Source organism: Clostridium sp. LS3 (assembly GCF_055330225.1).
On the sequence record NZ_CM143921.1, the window covers coordinates 1,579,581 to 1,594,461 of the forward strand.

Below are 14,881 nucleotides of genomic sequence, written 5' to 3' on the forward strand. Positions count from 1 at the left end.
GTGCTTTTAACAAATTCTATAAATTATATAACTCTATAATATTAAATAGTAATTTATTATATCCCTGACAATAAGATATAGAAATAGGCATATTATCTTCATTAATTAGATAATCTATATTTCCAGAATCATTTTTGAAATATAAATCTAATAGTTTTCTAAAATAAATGGAGTTACACCCATCATAAATCTTAGCCATGATTAATGAACTAGGATAAAAAGATATATCATTAAGCTTTTTATATATTAAATAATAAGTTATAGAAATAGAAGTTTTTTGTATTTGTCTATAATCATATTTTTTTATATTATCAAAATCATTTATTAAGCCTTCAAAAAAAGCAAAGGAAGACGAATGAATAGTTAAAAGATCTTTATTCAAAAAACTTAATAGGGAATTAGTGTAGAAAGATATATTGTTTAAGAATTCCCATAAATTATTAACATCAAAGCTTTCTAGAGTTATATTTTCAGAAATTTCCATATGAATGTCAGTAAGAATTCTTTTACTTTCACAAGAAACTTCAGCATTTCCACAAATAGTAGCATTTCTAATTAAATCAAAAGCAATTCTATTATCTTCTTTAGATCCAATTGCATATTTTCCATCACTATTAAAGAAATTAATTGTGCTTATAGAAAGATGAATTAAAGAAATTAAAGCTAAGTATGATAGGTTTACATAAGTAACTCCTATACAAAATAATACTATAAAAGCTATAAAATCAAATATAGGACCAATCCAAAGAAAGATTTTTAATCTTTTTAAAAGTATATTATACTCTAATTTAGAAGAAATTTTTATTGAATCAAAATGCAATCTACTAGTTATATCACTCTGTATTGATGGTCTTAATTTAAGTTTTATTTTAGAATCTTTTCTGTATATGGTAAAAGGAATCATATAATAAAAAGAGCACTTAAAACCTAAAATTAGAGATACTACATAGTGACTAAGTTCATGTAGAAAAAGAATTATATATTCTATAATAAAAATTTTTAAAGTTATAATAAGATACTGCAAAATCATCACCCTTAAAATTCATCTTAATTATTAATATAGAGTATTATATAAAAAAAGTGATAGTTTTTAGGAAAATAAATCAGCATTAAGAAAGCATAAAAAGTATGTAGTAGCTTTCTTAATGCTGTATAGAAAATCTACTCTCTAGCTAATTAAATATTAAGAATAGTAAAATGTCCAAGATATAATTTAAAAAGCTGTGAGATAATAGATATTTGCTATTAAACCTTATAACCAAGCTTTTTAAGCAAGGATTTAAATAATACAAATAATAATTCAGTACTATAAAATAATATTAAGTATATTAATGTATTATTCCTATTTTATATAAAAAATAATTTTATGGTATAATAGATTGAAGTTTAAAAGGAGATGAAGAATATGAATATACAAATATTTGGAAGAAAAAAATGCTTTGATACTAAAAAGGCAGAAAGATATTTTAAAGAGAGAAAAATAAGCTTTCAATTCATTGATATAGATTTAAAGGGATTAAGTAGGGGAGAGCTAAATTCTGTAAAAAAGCAAGTTTCCATAAATGAATTAATAAATCAACTAGCAAAAGAATATAAAGGCTTAAATTTAGATAAAATTAGAAGTAGTGAAATGAAAGAAGAAATTTTATTAGAAAATCCTAAACTATTTAAGTCTCCAATAGTAAGAAATGGTAATATGGCTACTATTGGATATAAAAAAGAAGTTTGGGATACATGGAAATAAAATAAACTAAGGGTGAAACAAATGATTAAATTTAAAATACAAAAAGGTAAAAATGATGAGCCTATTTTTAAAATAAGGATAAAGGATAAAGAGTTAGTTAATTATCCTTTTTTAAAGAGAGCTATAATTGAAGCTAAAGAGATAAAAGGAAGGTATAATTATCAAGTTCCACTTAGGTATTTTGTGCCTTTAGTAAACAATATAAATAAGGAAAGCTTATGTATAGATAAAGATAGCAAACTAGAGTTTTTTGAGTTTTGGGACGATTTTGAAGAAAAATATTATGCAAGTTTAACTGCGACTCCTAAGTTTATGAAATTATGGAGAGAGGAAAAATGCCCTAATATATTTAAAATTAAAATAGATATGGAAAATCTGACTTTAAGTAAGGAAATTGCATTTAAGAAAATAAATATTAGATTTGGAGAAATATAAAAAAGAATCAATGCTATATGCTTTGATTCTTTTTTATATAATTAATGAAGGAGATGAATTTATATGGATTAGCCATAAAGCTAATAGCTATCTTTAATTATATGAATATAAATATATAATTGTTACATATAAAAATAGTATTTCTAATAATTTTGATTTAAGTTATAAACTTTTATTTGAATTAATTTTTATGGTATATATATATGTTCTAATTAACATTCCGAATCATCTACGGTTAAATTAAAATTAATAGTTAAAAGTCAAAATATAAGTTTAATAGCGAATTAGAATCAGATATATTTTTAAATTTTACATATATAGGTTCTTTAAAGTCATCTTATAACCATATAACTTACAATAATTGAAATACTATATTAAATGTAGAAACTTTAATAGAACCTATATATATGATTTTCAATAAATTAAAAAATATATATAATTATATAAATGTGCTATAATATAGATATATTTTTACGAAAGGCAAAAGTAATTATGAAGAATTTAATTAAACTATCAAACATACTAATTACTATAGCAATAGTTATAAGTTTATATGGTTTTTATAAAATATATGAAGCAAGACAACATTTACCTGTTGGAGCATGTCCGATTGAAGACAATAGACCTATATTATATGTAGGCATTTTCTTTATGATATTATCTATAATTGTATCTTATATAGAAGATACAAAATTAAAAAAGAAGATTAAACATTAAATATATTAAGATAGAGGGTAAGGGGAAATTTGAGACAACGAATTGAAAGAAAGTACATAATAAAAAAATTTAAAATCCTTATTGAGTTTTGTAAGAACGCTTTAGATTTATATAATTTAATGAAATTAAATTATGTAATAGAGATAAAATTAGGAGAAAACTATTTATATGAAAAGGGAGATAATCTAGCCCAGGCATTAGAAAATTATTTTGTTGAAGAAGGTTATGATATAATAGTTGAATGCTATACAGAAGATAAAAATTCATATTTAATAATAGATTGTGAAGATGAAATAGATAATATGTGGGATGTAGTTAGTTTTATATATAGGTTGCTAGTTAAGCTTAATATAAAGCATGAAATTATTTGGTAATATCAATATGATAAAAAATTATTAATTTGATATAGATAAATTAATAAATAAATGTAAGGAAACTCGCTATTTATAAGTTAATTTAATTATCATTTTAATACTTTATGTAATCTATTGAAAATAGTAGAAGTGGCTGAAAAGACTGAATATTAAGTAAATTTTAAAGGGCTTTTAAAGTTTGGCATACTTATTGCTTTTGTAATAAGTGAAACTTTAAAGGCTCTTTTAAGTTATAGAAATTTAAAACATATAGCTATGTGAAAAAATAATGTCAAAAAAATTTAAACGGTTACAAAAGTGGTATAAAAGAATAAGTCTATTATCAATCCGAGAATCCATTCTCGTTTTGATAATAGTTATTATATTCTCGAGTGATGTATTAAGTTTAAATTAATAAGTTTACATGAGGGGGAATATATTATTATGTTAGAAATGGGTAAAAGAAAAGCTAAGAGCACTTCTATTTTTGAGGTAAATGGAACACCTTCATTAAAAAAAGCAATGCCATTATCGTTACAACATTTATTAGCTATGATAGTTGGAAACGTAACACCTGCTATTATAGTTTCAGGAGTAACTGGGTTAAGTTTAAGCGATAAGACTCTTTTAGTTCAATGCTCACTATTTATGGCAGGGATTGCAACATTAATGCAATTATATCCTGTATGGAAGCTAGGTTCAGGATTACCAGTAGTAATGGGAATAAGCTTTGCATATGTGCCAACACTAACAGCTATAGGTTCAGCCTATGGAATAGAAGCTATATTTGGAGCACAGTTAATTGGAGGATTTGCAGCTATATTAGTTGGAGCATTTATAAAGCCTTTAAGAAAGTTATTTCCTCCTTTGGTAGCTGGAACTGTTGTATTTACAATAGGGTTATCTCTATATCCAACAGCTATAAAATATATGGCTGGAGGAGCTACTGCAAAGGATTTTGGATCGCCTATTAATTGGACTATAGCTATAGTTACATTAGTTGTAGTTTTAATTTGTAATCATTTTACAAAAGGATATGTTAAGCTAGCATCAATATTAATAGGGATAGTTGTAGGATACATTTTTTCTATAGTTATTGGCAAAGTTGATTTTACAGCAATTACTGAAGCGGGATGGATTCAGGTTCCTACCCCATTGCATTTTGGGATGAAATTTATGCCTTCTGCAATAATATCTATGGTTATAATATATATAGTTAATTCTGTACAAGCTGTAGGAGATTATTCAGCTACAACAGAAGGGGGACTTAATAGAGAACCTAAGGATACTGAATTATCAGGAGGAATAATGGCAAATGGAGTATCAAGTATAATAGGTGCATTTTTTGGAGGTCTTCCAACTGCTACTTATAGCCAAAATGTTGGAATAGTTGCAATGACAAAGGTTGTTAGTAAATTTATAATCATGATAGCAGCTGTATTCATGCTAATTGCAGGTTTTATACCTAAATTTGGAGCGTTAATCACAACAATACCACAAAGTGTTTTAGGTGGAGCTACCATAATAGTATTTGCTATGATTACTATGACAGGAATTAAAGTAATTATTAAAGACGAACTTTCAAGTAGAAATATGAGCGTTGTAGGTCTTTCTGTTGCTCTTGGAATGGGTATAACACAAGTTCCAGGTGCTTTAGATACTTTCCCAAGCTGGGTTAATATGGTTTTTGGAAGTTCACCAGTAGTAATAACAACTTTATCAGTAATACTATTAAATTTAATACTACCAAAACAAACTATAGAAGAAGAAGATAAAGAAAGAAGCAAAATAGAGATATAAAATAAAAGACTATATATAGAACTAAAATTTTATGTATAGTCTTTAATAGTTTATAAATAAATATAAGAATATTTTAAAGTTATAGTATTTACTATTTTTAACTTAAGTGAAGCAAGCTTTAAAAATCCTTTTGAATTATAGAAATTTCAAACATATCTATGTAAGAAAAATAATATTAAAAGGAATTTAAAAGGTTATGAAATACAAAAATAATATAAAAGAATAGCGTTATTATCAAAATGAGAAGAAAGTTCTTCAGTTGATAATGATGATATATTCTCGAGTGATGTATTAAATTATAAATCTTACATGAGGGGGAATATATTATTATGTTAGAAATGAGTAAAAGGAAAAAGAGGAGTACTTCAGTCTTTGATTTAGATGGAGTTCCTTCGCTAAAAAAAGCAATGCCCTTATCATTACAACATTTACTAGCTATGATAGTTGGAAATGTAACACCAGCTCTTATAGTTGCAGGGGCAACTGGATTGGATTTAAGTGATAAAACTCTTTTAGTTCAATGTTCATTTTTCATTGCAGGAATTGCAACGTTGATGCAATTATATCCTGTATGGAAGATAGGATCAGGATTACCAATGGTAATAGGAGTAAGCTTTACTTATGTACCGACATTAATTGCTATAGGATCAACCTATGGAATAGAAGCTATATTTGGAGCTCAGCTGGCTGGTGGATTTGTAGCTATATTATTTGGCGCTTTCTTAAAACCTATGAGAAAATTATTTCCGCCACTAGTTGCAGGTACTGTTGTATTTTCTATAGGATTATCTTTATATCCAACAGCTATAAGATATATGGCTGGAGGAACAGATGTAAGTGATTTTGGATCTCCTATTAATTGGGCAATAGCTATAATTACATTAGTTGTAGTTTTGTTTTGTAATCATTTTACAAAAGGATATGTTAAACTAGCTTCAATATTAATAGGGATAATTGTAGGTTATATAATTTCCATGATTATGGGAAGAGTTGATTTTACAGCAATTTCAACTGCAGCATGGATTCAAGTTCCTACTCCGTTTCATTTTGGAATTAAGTTTATACCTTCAGCTATAGCATCTATTAGTGTAATATATATAGTTAATTCTGTAGAAGCTGTAGGAGATCTTTCAGCTATAACAGAAGGAGGACTTAGTAGAGATGCTAAAGATACTGAGATATCAGGAGGAATCATAGGAAGCGGTGTAGCCAGTGTACTTGGTGTGCTTTTTGGAGGACTTCCAACAGCTACTTATAGTCAAAACGTTGGAATAGTTGCAATGACAAAAGTTATTAGTAAATTTGTAGTTATGATAGCGGCTTTATTTATGTTAATTGCAGGTTTTATACCTAAATTTGGAGCATTAATTACAACAATACCTCAAAGTGTCTTAGGAGGAGCAACTATAATAGTGTTTGCTATGATTACAATGACAGGTATTAAGATAATAATTAAAGATGAATTGTCAAGTAGAAACATGAGCATTGTAGGACTTTCAGTTGCTCTTGGAATGGGAGTAACACAAGTTCCTGGAGTTTTAGATGCATTTCCAAGTGGGGTGAACATGGTTTTTGGAACTTCACCGGTGGTAATAACAACTATATCAGTAATATTATTAAATTTAATATTACCAAAGAAAACTATAGAAGAAGAAGAAAATGAAAGAAGCAAAATAGAAGGATAGTATTATAAAAAGGCTACACATAAGCATAAATTAAGGCTTTATGTATAGCCTTTAATATATTATAAATTAAATGCATATGATAATTATAAAATTTACAAAAAGGTAATTAATGGCATGGGAATTGCTATTAATTATATATAAGTAAAATATTAAAATATTAAAATATTTAACTTATATTATAAAACTTAAAGAGGTGTTTAGATATGTCATCTATATTGAAAGAAATTCAAGGTGCTGTAATGAAATACATCAATATAGTAGAAAAAATACTTATGGTAGATGTAGAAGTAGTAGATGAAAACTTAATAAGAATTGCAGCTACAGGCGCATATAGAAATAGAATAGATAAAGATATATCGAAGCAAGGATATGCTTATAGAGAAGTATTAAAAACAGGAGAATTTAAAGCTATAACTGAACCTGGTAAAGATAGCATTTGCAGAAATTGCATAAAAAGAGGAAAGTGTGAAGAAGTTTTTGAAATGAGTACTCCAATAAAATTACAGGGTAGGATAATAGGAGTTATAGGCTTAGTTTGTTTTAGTAAAGAACAAAAACATCATATAATGGAAAGATTTGAAAACTATAGAGCTTTTATGGAACAAATAGCAGAATTTATAAGTACTGCAGCCTATGAAAATATACAACGAAAAAGAGAAGATGTAGTGGTAAAATCTTTAAATCTAATAATAGATAAAATGGATCAAGGGGTAATGGTGTTAAATAAAAATGATAAAGTTACTCATATAAATTCAAAAGGTGTTGAACTTATAAAGCATGTAGATAATTTTTTTGCATCAAAGGTAGTTATAGAATCAACTGGTGATAGTTTATTTCAAATGGAAATTTACAAAGTTTCTATAGGAAATCAAAGCTTTCAATTTATAGGCAATATTTTTTCTATGGGGATAAATGATAAACAATTTGATAAGATATTTATTTTTAGAGATTATAAAGGTTTTAGAGATGATATCTCAGAATATACTAATATAAAAAAGGTTATTAAGACAGAAAATATATTAGGACAAACCAAAATTATGAAAGAGCTAAAGAATAAAGTGAAGAAAATAGCACTTTCAACTTCTACAGTATTAGTTACAGGGGAAAGTGGTACAGGAAAAGAGGTTTTTGCTAGAGCTATACATAACGAAGGAAATAGAAAAACTAAGGCTTTTGTAGCCATAAACTGTGGAGCAATTCCAGATACACTATTAGAAAGCGAATTATTTGGTTACGTTAAGGGAGCATTTACTGGAGCAGACCCTATGGGGAAAATAGGTAAGTTTGAGCTTGCTAATAAAGGAACAATATTTTTAGATGAAATAGGAGATATGCCAATTTATCTTCAAACAAAGATTTTAAGAGTTTTACAAGAAAGAAAGATAACAAGAGTAGGATCAAATAAAGAAATAGATATAGATGTTAGAGTAATTGCAGCAACAAATAAAAATCTAAAGGAACTTATAAAAGAAAATAAGTTTAGAGAAGATTTATATTATAGATTAAATGTTATTCCATTTGAAATTCCAGCATTAAGAGACAGAATAGATGATATAGAGATATTAATAAGCTTTTTTATAGAAAAGTACACAAATCTTTTAGATAAGAGTTTTAAATCTATAACAATTACTGAAGAAGTAAAAAAAGCTTTTTATAGTTATTCTTGGCCAGGAAATGTTAGAGAGTTGGAAAATACTATAGAATTTATAGTTAATATGATAGGTGTAGATGGAATAATAGATAAAGAAGTTATACCAAAGAATATTTTATCTGTAGAAAAAGCACAATTATTTATAGATAGAGAGGATATTATACCATTAAAGGAATTAGAAGAAATAGAAATAAAAAAAGCACTAGATTTATATGGTACTACCACTGAAAACAAAAAGAAGATAGCACAAAAATTAGGAATAGGAATAGCAACTTTATATAGAAAAATAGAAGAGTATAAATTATTAAAGTAGAAGATAATTTTATCATAAAGAAATTACAGCAAATTAGTAAATAAAAAGCTAATAAAATTATTTAGAGGTGTTGGCTTTTTATAAAATAAATATAAGTAATAAACACAATACGCAAGCATTGACAGGATATATATAGCAATAAAATTTTATATATTCTAGTTATGTAAATAATTACAAAAAATTTGTGGAGGTGTAAAATGACTTACAAAGTAATAGGGAGTAGCGTAAATAGATTAGATGCAGTTGCTAAAGTAACAGGTAAAGCTAAGTATGTAGACGATTTTTTTGAAAGAGATATGCTAGTTGGAAAAGTTCTAAGAAGTCCTTATGCACATGCTAAAATAAAAAGTATAGATGTTGAAGAGGCTAAATTATTAGAAGGAGTAGAAGCTGTAATAACTTATAAGGATTTACCAAATATTAAGTTTGGAACAGCAGGACATCCATGGTCTTTAGAGGAAAGTCATAGAGATATTGAAGATAGGTTAATACTTACTGATAAGGCAAGGTTTGTTGGTGATGCAGTAGCAGCAGTTGTAGCAACTGATGAAATAATAGCCGAAAGAGCTTTAAAACTTATAAAGGTTGAATATGAAGTTTTACCTCATATTATAAAGCCGGAAGATGCTATAAAAGAAGGAGCTCCAGCAATACATGAAGAAATACCTAATAATATTTTGAGCCAAATGGGATCAGAATCAGGAAGGGTAGAAGAAGACTTTAAGAATGCGGATAAAATTTTTGAAGACACCTTTGAAACTAGCATGGTTCAACACTGTCAAATGGAAAACCACAGTGCATATGCTTATGTTGATGGAGAAGGAAGAATAGTTGTTGTATCATCAACTCAAATCCCTCATATAGTTAGAAGAATAGTTGGGCAAGCTTTTGGGATACCTTGGGGAAAAATAAGAGTAATTAAACCATATATTGGAGGTGGATTTGGTAACAAACAAGACGTAGTTCTTGAACCACTAACAGTAGCAATGAGTTTGGCTGTGCATGGAAGACCAGTAAGATATGGATTAAGTAGAGAAGAATGTTTTATAGATACAAGAACTAGACATGCTATGAAATTAAAATTTAAGACTGCAGTATCAAAAGAAGGAAAATTACTTGGAATATATATAGAAAACTTAGTTAATAATGGAGCCTATGCTTCACATGGTCATTCAGTTACCATGAGTGCAGGAGGAAAATTTAGACCATTATATGATTTTAATTCAATTAAATATAATCCCAAAACAGTTTATACAAATCTACCAGTTGCAGGAGCTATGAGAGGATATGGTGCACCTCAAATGTTTTTTGCCATAGAAAGCCATGTTGAAGATATAGCAAGAGAATTAAATATAGATCCTATAGAATTTAGATTAAATAATTTAATAAGTGAAGGCTATGTAGAACCAGTTAGTAAGAATATAGCAAGAGCTTTTGCTTTGCCTGAATGTATTAAAAAAGGAAAAGAGCTAATAAAATGGGATGAAAAGAAAAACTTATATAAAAATCAAAGTGGAGACAAAAGAAAAGGAATAGGAATGGCTTGCTTTAGCTACTTTAGTGGAACACATCCAGTTGCTTTAGAGGCAGCAGGAGCAAGAATAGTTATGAATCAAGATGGTTCAGTTCAGTTACAAATCGGAGCAACTGAAATAGGACAAGGTAGTGATACGGTTTTTGGTCAAATGGTAGCAGAAACTTTAGGATTGCCTATGGATATGGTACATGTTATAAGTACTCAAGATACTGATGTAACTCCTTTTGATACAGGTTCTTATGCATCTAGACAAACTTTTGTTTCAGGAGCAGCAGTAAAAAAGTCTGCATTAGAAGTAAGAGATAAGGTTTTAACCTTTGCAAGCTCTAAGTGCGGGTTAGAAAAAGAGGCTTTAGACCTTGAAAATTGCAATATAATAGAGAAAGAATTAGGTAGAATTGTATGTTCATTAGAAGAAATTGCTATGGAGTCCTATTATGACAGAATAAAATCCTGCCCTATCACAAGTGATACATCTGTTAATGTTAGAAGTAATGCAATAGCCTATGGAGTTACTTTTACAGAGGTCGAAGTAGATATAAAAACAGGACAAATAGAAGTTCTAGAAATATACAATGTTCACGATTCAGGTATAATTATGAACCATAAGTTGGCAGAAGGACAGGTTCATGGTGGAGTTAGTATGTCATTGGGATATGCTTTATCAGAACAAATGTTATTTGATGAGAAAACTGGAAAACCATTAAATAATAATTTGCTTGATTATAAGTTACAAACAATAATGGACACTCCTAATATAGGGTCAGCCTTTATAGAGAAATTTGAACCAGCAGCTGGTTTTGGTCAAAAATCACTAGGCGAAAATACAACAATTTCTCCAGCACCAGCAATACGTAATGCAGTATTAGATGCAACTGGAGTTGCCTTTAACAAAATTCCAATGAATCCTCAGTCAGTTTTTGAAAGATTTAAGGAAGTTGGACTAATATAAGGGGGAATAGAGATGTTTGATATAGAGAATATTCATGTACCTAAGACCATAGAGGGAGCCTTAGACATTTTAGAGAATAGAGAAAATGTAAAAATAATAGCTGGTGGAACAGATGTATTAATAAAGTTGCATCATGGAAGCATGCAGGGAGTGGAACTTTTAAGCTTAAGAGACATAGAAGAGCTAAAAGATATAAAACTAAATGATAAAGAAGAGATAGAAATAGGATCTATGGCAACATTTACTGATATATTTAGAAATGAAATAATAAATGAAAATATATATGTGTTATCTGAAGCAGGTGTTTCCATGGGGGGACCTCAAGTAAGGAATATGGCGACTATAGGTGGAAATGTATGCAATGGAGCAGTTTCAGCGGACAGTGCAACAACTCTTTTTGCTTTAAATGCAACTCTTTTACTAAGGAGTAAGAAAGGAGAAAGGCTTGTTCCTATAAAAGATTTTTATCTTGGACCTGGTAAAGTTAGCATTCTTCCAAATGAAATATTAACAAAAATAATAATAAAAAAAGAAGATTATAAAGGCTACAAAGGAAATTATATAAAATTTAGCAATAGAAAGGCAATGGATATTGCAATGCTTGGAGTTTCAGTAGTTGCACATATAGAAGAGAATAAATTTAAAGATTTGAGAATAGCTTTAGGGGTAGCAGCACCAACTCCTATAAGATGTGTACAAGCTGAAGATTTTTCTAAAAACTTAGATATAAGCATAGATAATATAGAAAAAATATCAGAAAAAGCTATGTTAGATGCAAAACCAAGAAATTCATGGAGAGGATCTAAGGATTTTAGGACTCACCTAATTAAAGAGTTAACTAAGAGAGGAATATTAGAAGTTATTAAAAGAGCAGGAGGCGAAGTTAATGAGTAGCGACTTTATGAAGAAAATAACTCTTATAGTAAATGGAAAAAAACATACTTTAGAAGTAGATATAAGAGAAACACTGCTAGAAGTATTAAGAGAAAGATTACACTATACAGGAGTAAAAAGAGGTTGCTCTGTTGGTGAATGTGGTGCATGTACAGTTTTAGTTGATGGAACACCTATAGATTCATGTATATATATGGCTGTATGGGCAGAGGGGAAAGAGATACTAACTGTAGAAGGATTAGAGAGAAATGGAGAACTTTCAAAGGTGCAAAAAGCATATATAGATGAAGGAGCAGTACAATGTGGTTTTTGTACTCCAGGATTAGTTCTTACAACTACTTCTCTTGTAAATAGTGGAAAAAAATATACAGATGAAGAGATAAAAAGAGAAATATCAGGACATTTATGCCGTTGCACAGGATATCAAAAGATATTTAATGCAACTAAGAAATCTTTAGAAGATTAAAGAACTCTATAAAGTTAAATATAAAAGGGCTTGTGACTATTAAAGTTATAAAATTTGGAGGGGTCAATATGAAAAAAACCTTATTTATAAAAAATATTAAAGCTTTAGTAACCTGTGACGAAAAAGATAATCTCTTTGAAAACGTAAATATATATATAGAAGATGGAATTATAAAATATATAGGTAATGATATTTTTGAAGCAGAAGAAGTAATTGATGCTAAGGATATGTATGTGTATCCAGGACTTGTAAATAGTCATCATCATCTTTTCCAAACCTTCACTAGAAATTTACCACAAGTTCAAAATATGGAACTTTTTGATTGGTTAACTACTTTGTATGAAATTTGGAAGGGAGTAGTTTCAGAATCTGTAAGATATAGTGCTTTAGTTGGAATGGGAGAACTAATGAAATATGGTTGCACAACTTGCTTTGATCATCATTATCTTTTCCCAGAGAAAGCTGAAGAAACTCTTATAGATGCACAATTTAATTCAGCTAAAGATTTAGGAATTAGATTTCATGCTTCAAGAGGAAGTATGAATTTAAGTAAAAAAGATGGAGGTTTACCACCAGATTCAGTTGTTCAAAAGATGGATAAGATATTATATGACTCAGAAAGAGTAATAAAAAAATATCATGATGCGAATGATTTTTCTATGAGGCAAGTAGTCTTAGCACCTTGTGCTCCATTTAATGTAACTGCAGAGTTAATGAAGGAAAGTGCAAAACTTGCTAGAAAATATAACGTAAGACTTCATACACATTTAGCAGAAACATTGGATGAAGAAAGGTATACTCTTGAAAGATTTAATATGAGACCACTTGAATATATGGAAACCCTTGATTGGATCGGTAGTGATGTATGGTATGCTCATGGAATTCATTTTAATGATGATGAGCTTAAGGTTTTAGCAAAAACACAAACAGGAGTAGCGCATTGCCCTATATCAAATATGAAATTATCGTCAGGTATTGCAAGAATTCCAGAAATGATAAATTTAGATGTTCCAGTTGGATTAGCTGTAGATGGAAGTGCAAGCAATGATGGATCTAATCTTTTAGAAGAGCTTAGAGTTTGCTATTTACTTCATAGATTAAATTGGAGTAATAAAGCACCAACAGGTTATGATATACTAAAAATAGCAACAAAGGGAAGTGCAAGAGTTCTTGGAAGAAAAGATATAGGTGAACTTTCAGTTGGAAAAGCAGCAGATTTATTTATGATAAACTCTAATAGAATAGAGTTTATAGGGGCTGAATATGATCCAAAATCAATATTAGGTACTGTAGGTTGTAAATCACCAGTTGATTATACAATAGTAGCAGGAAAAATAGTCGTAAAAGATGGTAAACTTACTACCATAGATGAAGAAAAGACTACTTTTGAAGCAAGAAAAGCAGTAGAAACTTTATTTAGCAAAATATAATAAATTGTAATAGTATAATTTTGTGAATTTTCAACTATATATGAAAGCGGTTACTTGAAAATAAGGAAGTAGGTGTAAGAATGAATGCAATAATTTTAGCATCTGGTTTCAGTAAAAGAATGGGGAAAAATAAGCTTTTAATGAAAATCGGTAAAGAATTAATAATTGAAAAAGTAATAAAAACAATAAAGTTAAGTAATTTTTCAAATATAATTTTAGTTGGAAATGATAAAAAAGTTATAGAACTTGCTATTAATTATGGAATAAAGCCTATAAAAAATGAATCTCCAGGTTATGGACAAAGTCAATCCATAAAGCTAGGATTAAAAGAAGCAAATTTAGATTATAACTTTATGTTTTTTTGTGGAGATCAGCCATTTATAGATACAGAATCCATAAATAAATTAATAGATGCTTCTAATTTGTATAAAGAAAATATAATAATTCCTAGATTTATTGATAAAATAGGAAGTCCTGTAATTTTTCCTAAAAGCTTAAAACAGAACTTAGAAAATTTAGAAGGAGATGTTGGAGGAAAAGAAGTAATTAGGAATAATAAAGATCTAGTAAAATATGTAGATATAGATAATTGCTTATTCTTACAGGACATAGATACTATAGAGGATTATAAGGAGTTTATTGAAGTTATAAAAAAATAAAGAAACAGTTATCAAAATGATATAAATTATTATTTTGATAACTGCTTTATTTCTTATAATAGGGATTATTTATAATTATTATAAATATATAGAATTTTTTATCTTATATTTTAAAGACACTGCTTAAATAGCAATTTTATTCCATAGATTTAGCTCTTAAAAAATTAATTAATATAAAAGTATATAAGATTAAAAACGTTATTTTGAAAATTAACCTATAAATAAAGATTTAAATATAGATTTGG

General features: G+C 28.2%; 13 protein-coding genes. 12 read left to right on the plus strand and 1 reads right to left on the minus strand.

The genetic code is table 11. The features are described 5' to 3' along the window. Positions 1-16 precede the first annotated feature (16 nt). Positions 17-1,024: a hypothetical protein gene (locus ACZJV1_RS07320; RefSeq protein ID WP_463651870.1), complete on the minus strand. Its 1,008-nt coding sequence runs from the start codon at positions 1,022-1,024 to the stop codon at positions 17-19. A gap of 381 nt (positions 1,025-1,405) precedes the next feature. Here ACZJV1_RS07320 and ACZJV1_RS07325 point away from each other — a divergent pair, with 381 nt between their 5' ends. From ACZJV1_RS07325 to ACZJV1_RS07380, 12 genes are all read left to right on the plus strand, one after another. Further along, positions 1,406-1,744 carry an arsenate reductase family protein gene (locus ACZJV1_RS07325; RefSeq protein WP_411170568.1) on the plus strand — a complete coding sequence of 113 codons (339 nt, stop codon included), beginning with the start codon at positions 1,406-1,408 and terminating at the stop codon, positions 1,742-1,744. A 21-nt stretch (positions 1,745-1,765) separates the two neighbouring features. Then, positions 1,766-2,179, plus strand: coding sequence for a hypothetical protein (locus ACZJV1_RS07330; protein ID WP_463651871.1), 414 nt, complete (start codon positions 1,766-1,768; stop codon positions 2,177-2,179). Positions 2,180-2,671: 492 nt separating this feature from the next. Further along, positions 2,672-2,896, plus strand: coding sequence for a hypothetical protein (locus ACZJV1_RS07335; protein WP_463651872.1), 225 nt, complete (start codon positions 2,672-2,674; stop codon positions 2,894-2,896). A 29-nt stretch (positions 2,897-2,925) separates the two neighbouring features. Then, positions 2,926-3,270, plus strand: a complete 345-nt coding sequence (locus ACZJV1_RS07340) for a hypothetical protein (protein WP_463651873.1) — start codon at positions 2,926-2,928, stop codon at positions 3,268-3,270. Between the two features lie 423 nt (positions 3,271-3,693). Continuing rightward, on the plus strand, positions 3,694-5,049 hold the full coding sequence (locus tag ACZJV1_RS07345; protein WP_463651874.1) for a uracil-xanthine permease family protein: 1,356 nt from the start codon (positions 3,694-3,696) through the stop codon (positions 5,047-5,049). 329 nt (positions 5,050-5,378) lie between these two features. Continuing rightward, the gene (locus ACZJV1_RS07350) at positions 5,379-6,734 is read left to right on the plus strand and encodes a uracil-xanthine permease family protein (protein ID WP_411170573.1); all 1,356 of its coding nucleotides are present in this window, start codon (positions 5,379-5,381) and stop codon (positions 6,732-6,734) included. Between the two features lie 203 nt (positions 6,735-6,937). Continuing rightward, positions 6,938-8,698, plus strand: a complete 1,761-nt coding sequence (locus ACZJV1_RS07355) for a sigma 54-interacting transcriptional regulator (RefSeq protein ID WP_463651876.1) — start codon at positions 6,938-6,940, stop codon at positions 8,696-8,698. A 197-nt stretch (positions 8,699-8,895) separates the two neighbouring features. Then, positions 8,896-11,187 (plus strand): xanthine dehydrogenase molybdenum-binding subunit XdhA, encoded by a 2,292-nt coding sequence (gene xdhA / locus ACZJV1_RS07360; protein ID WP_463651877.1) that lies wholly within the window; start codon positions 8,896-8,898, stop codon positions 11,185-11,187. Positions 11,188-11,199: 12 nt separating this feature from the next. Beyond that, the gene (xdhB, locus tag ACZJV1_RS07365) at positions 11,200-12,081 is read left to right on the plus strand and encodes a xanthine dehydrogenase FAD-binding subunit XdhB (protein WP_463651878.1); all 882 of its coding nucleotides are present in this window, start codon (positions 11,200-11,202) and stop codon (positions 12,079-12,081) included. Then, positions 12,074-12,547, plus strand: coding sequence for a xanthine dehydrogenase subunit XdhC (xdhC, locus tag ACZJV1_RS07370; RefSeq protein WP_411170577.1), 474 nt, complete (start codon positions 12,074-12,076; stop codon positions 12,545-12,547). The genes xdhB and xdhC overlap by 8 nt, the downstream gene beginning before the upstream one ends. A 68-nt stretch (positions 12,548-12,615) precedes the next feature. Next, positions 12,616-13,977, plus strand: coding sequence for an 8-oxoguanine deaminase (locus ACZJV1_RS07375; RefSeq protein ID WP_463651879.1), 1,362 nt, complete (start codon positions 12,616-12,618; stop codon positions 13,975-13,977). Between the two features lie 80 nt (positions 13,978-14,057). Continuing rightward, complete coding sequence (locus tag ACZJV1_RS07380) at positions 14,058-14,636, plus strand: NTP transferase domain-containing protein (protein ID WP_463651880.1); 579 nt, start codon at positions 14,058-14,060, stop codon at positions 14,634-14,636. Positions 14,637-14,881: the final 245 nt, after the last annotated feature.

Coding starts and splice junctions, on each gene's coding strand:
- ACZJV1_RS07325 (WP_411170568.1), top strand. CDS start 1,406: ATGAATATACAAATATTTGGAAGAAAAAAATGCTTTGATACTAAAAAG.
- ACZJV1_RS07330 (WP_463651871.1), top strand. CDS start 1,766: ATGATTAAATTTAAAATACAAAAAGGTAAAAATGATGAGCCTATTTTT.
- ACZJV1_RS07335 (WP_463651872.1), top strand. CDS start 2,672: ATGAAGAATTTAATTAAACTATCAAACATACTAATTACTATAGCAATA.
- ACZJV1_RS07345 (WP_463651874.1), top strand. CDS start 3,694: ATGTTAGAAATGGGTAAAAGAAAAGCTAAGAGCACTTCTATTTTTGAG.
- ACZJV1_RS07350 (WP_411170573.1), top strand. CDS start 5,379: ATGTTAGAAATGAGTAAAAGGAAAAAGAGGAGTACTTCAGTCTTTGAT.
- ACZJV1_RS07355 (WP_463651876.1), top strand. CDS start 6,938: ATGTCATCTATATTGAAAGAAATTCAAGGTGCTGTAATGAAATACATC.
- xdhA (WP_463651877.1), top strand. CDS start 8,896: ATGACTTACAAAGTAATAGGGAGTAGCGTAAATAGATTAGATGCAGTT.
- xdhB (WP_463651878.1), top strand. CDS start 11,200: ATGTTTGATATAGAGAATATTCATGTACCTAAGACCATAGAGGGAGCC.
- xdhC (WP_411170577.1), top strand. CDS start 12,074: ATGAGTAGCGACTTTATGAAGAAAATAACTCTTATAGTAAATGGAAAA.
- ACZJV1_RS07375 (WP_463651879.1), top strand. CDS start 12,616: ATGAAAAAAACCTTATTTATAAAAAATATTAAAGCTTTAGTAACCTGT.
- ACZJV1_RS07380 (WP_463651880.1), top strand. CDS start 14,058: ATGAATGCAATAATTTTAGCATCTGGTTTCAGTAAAAGAATGGGGAAA.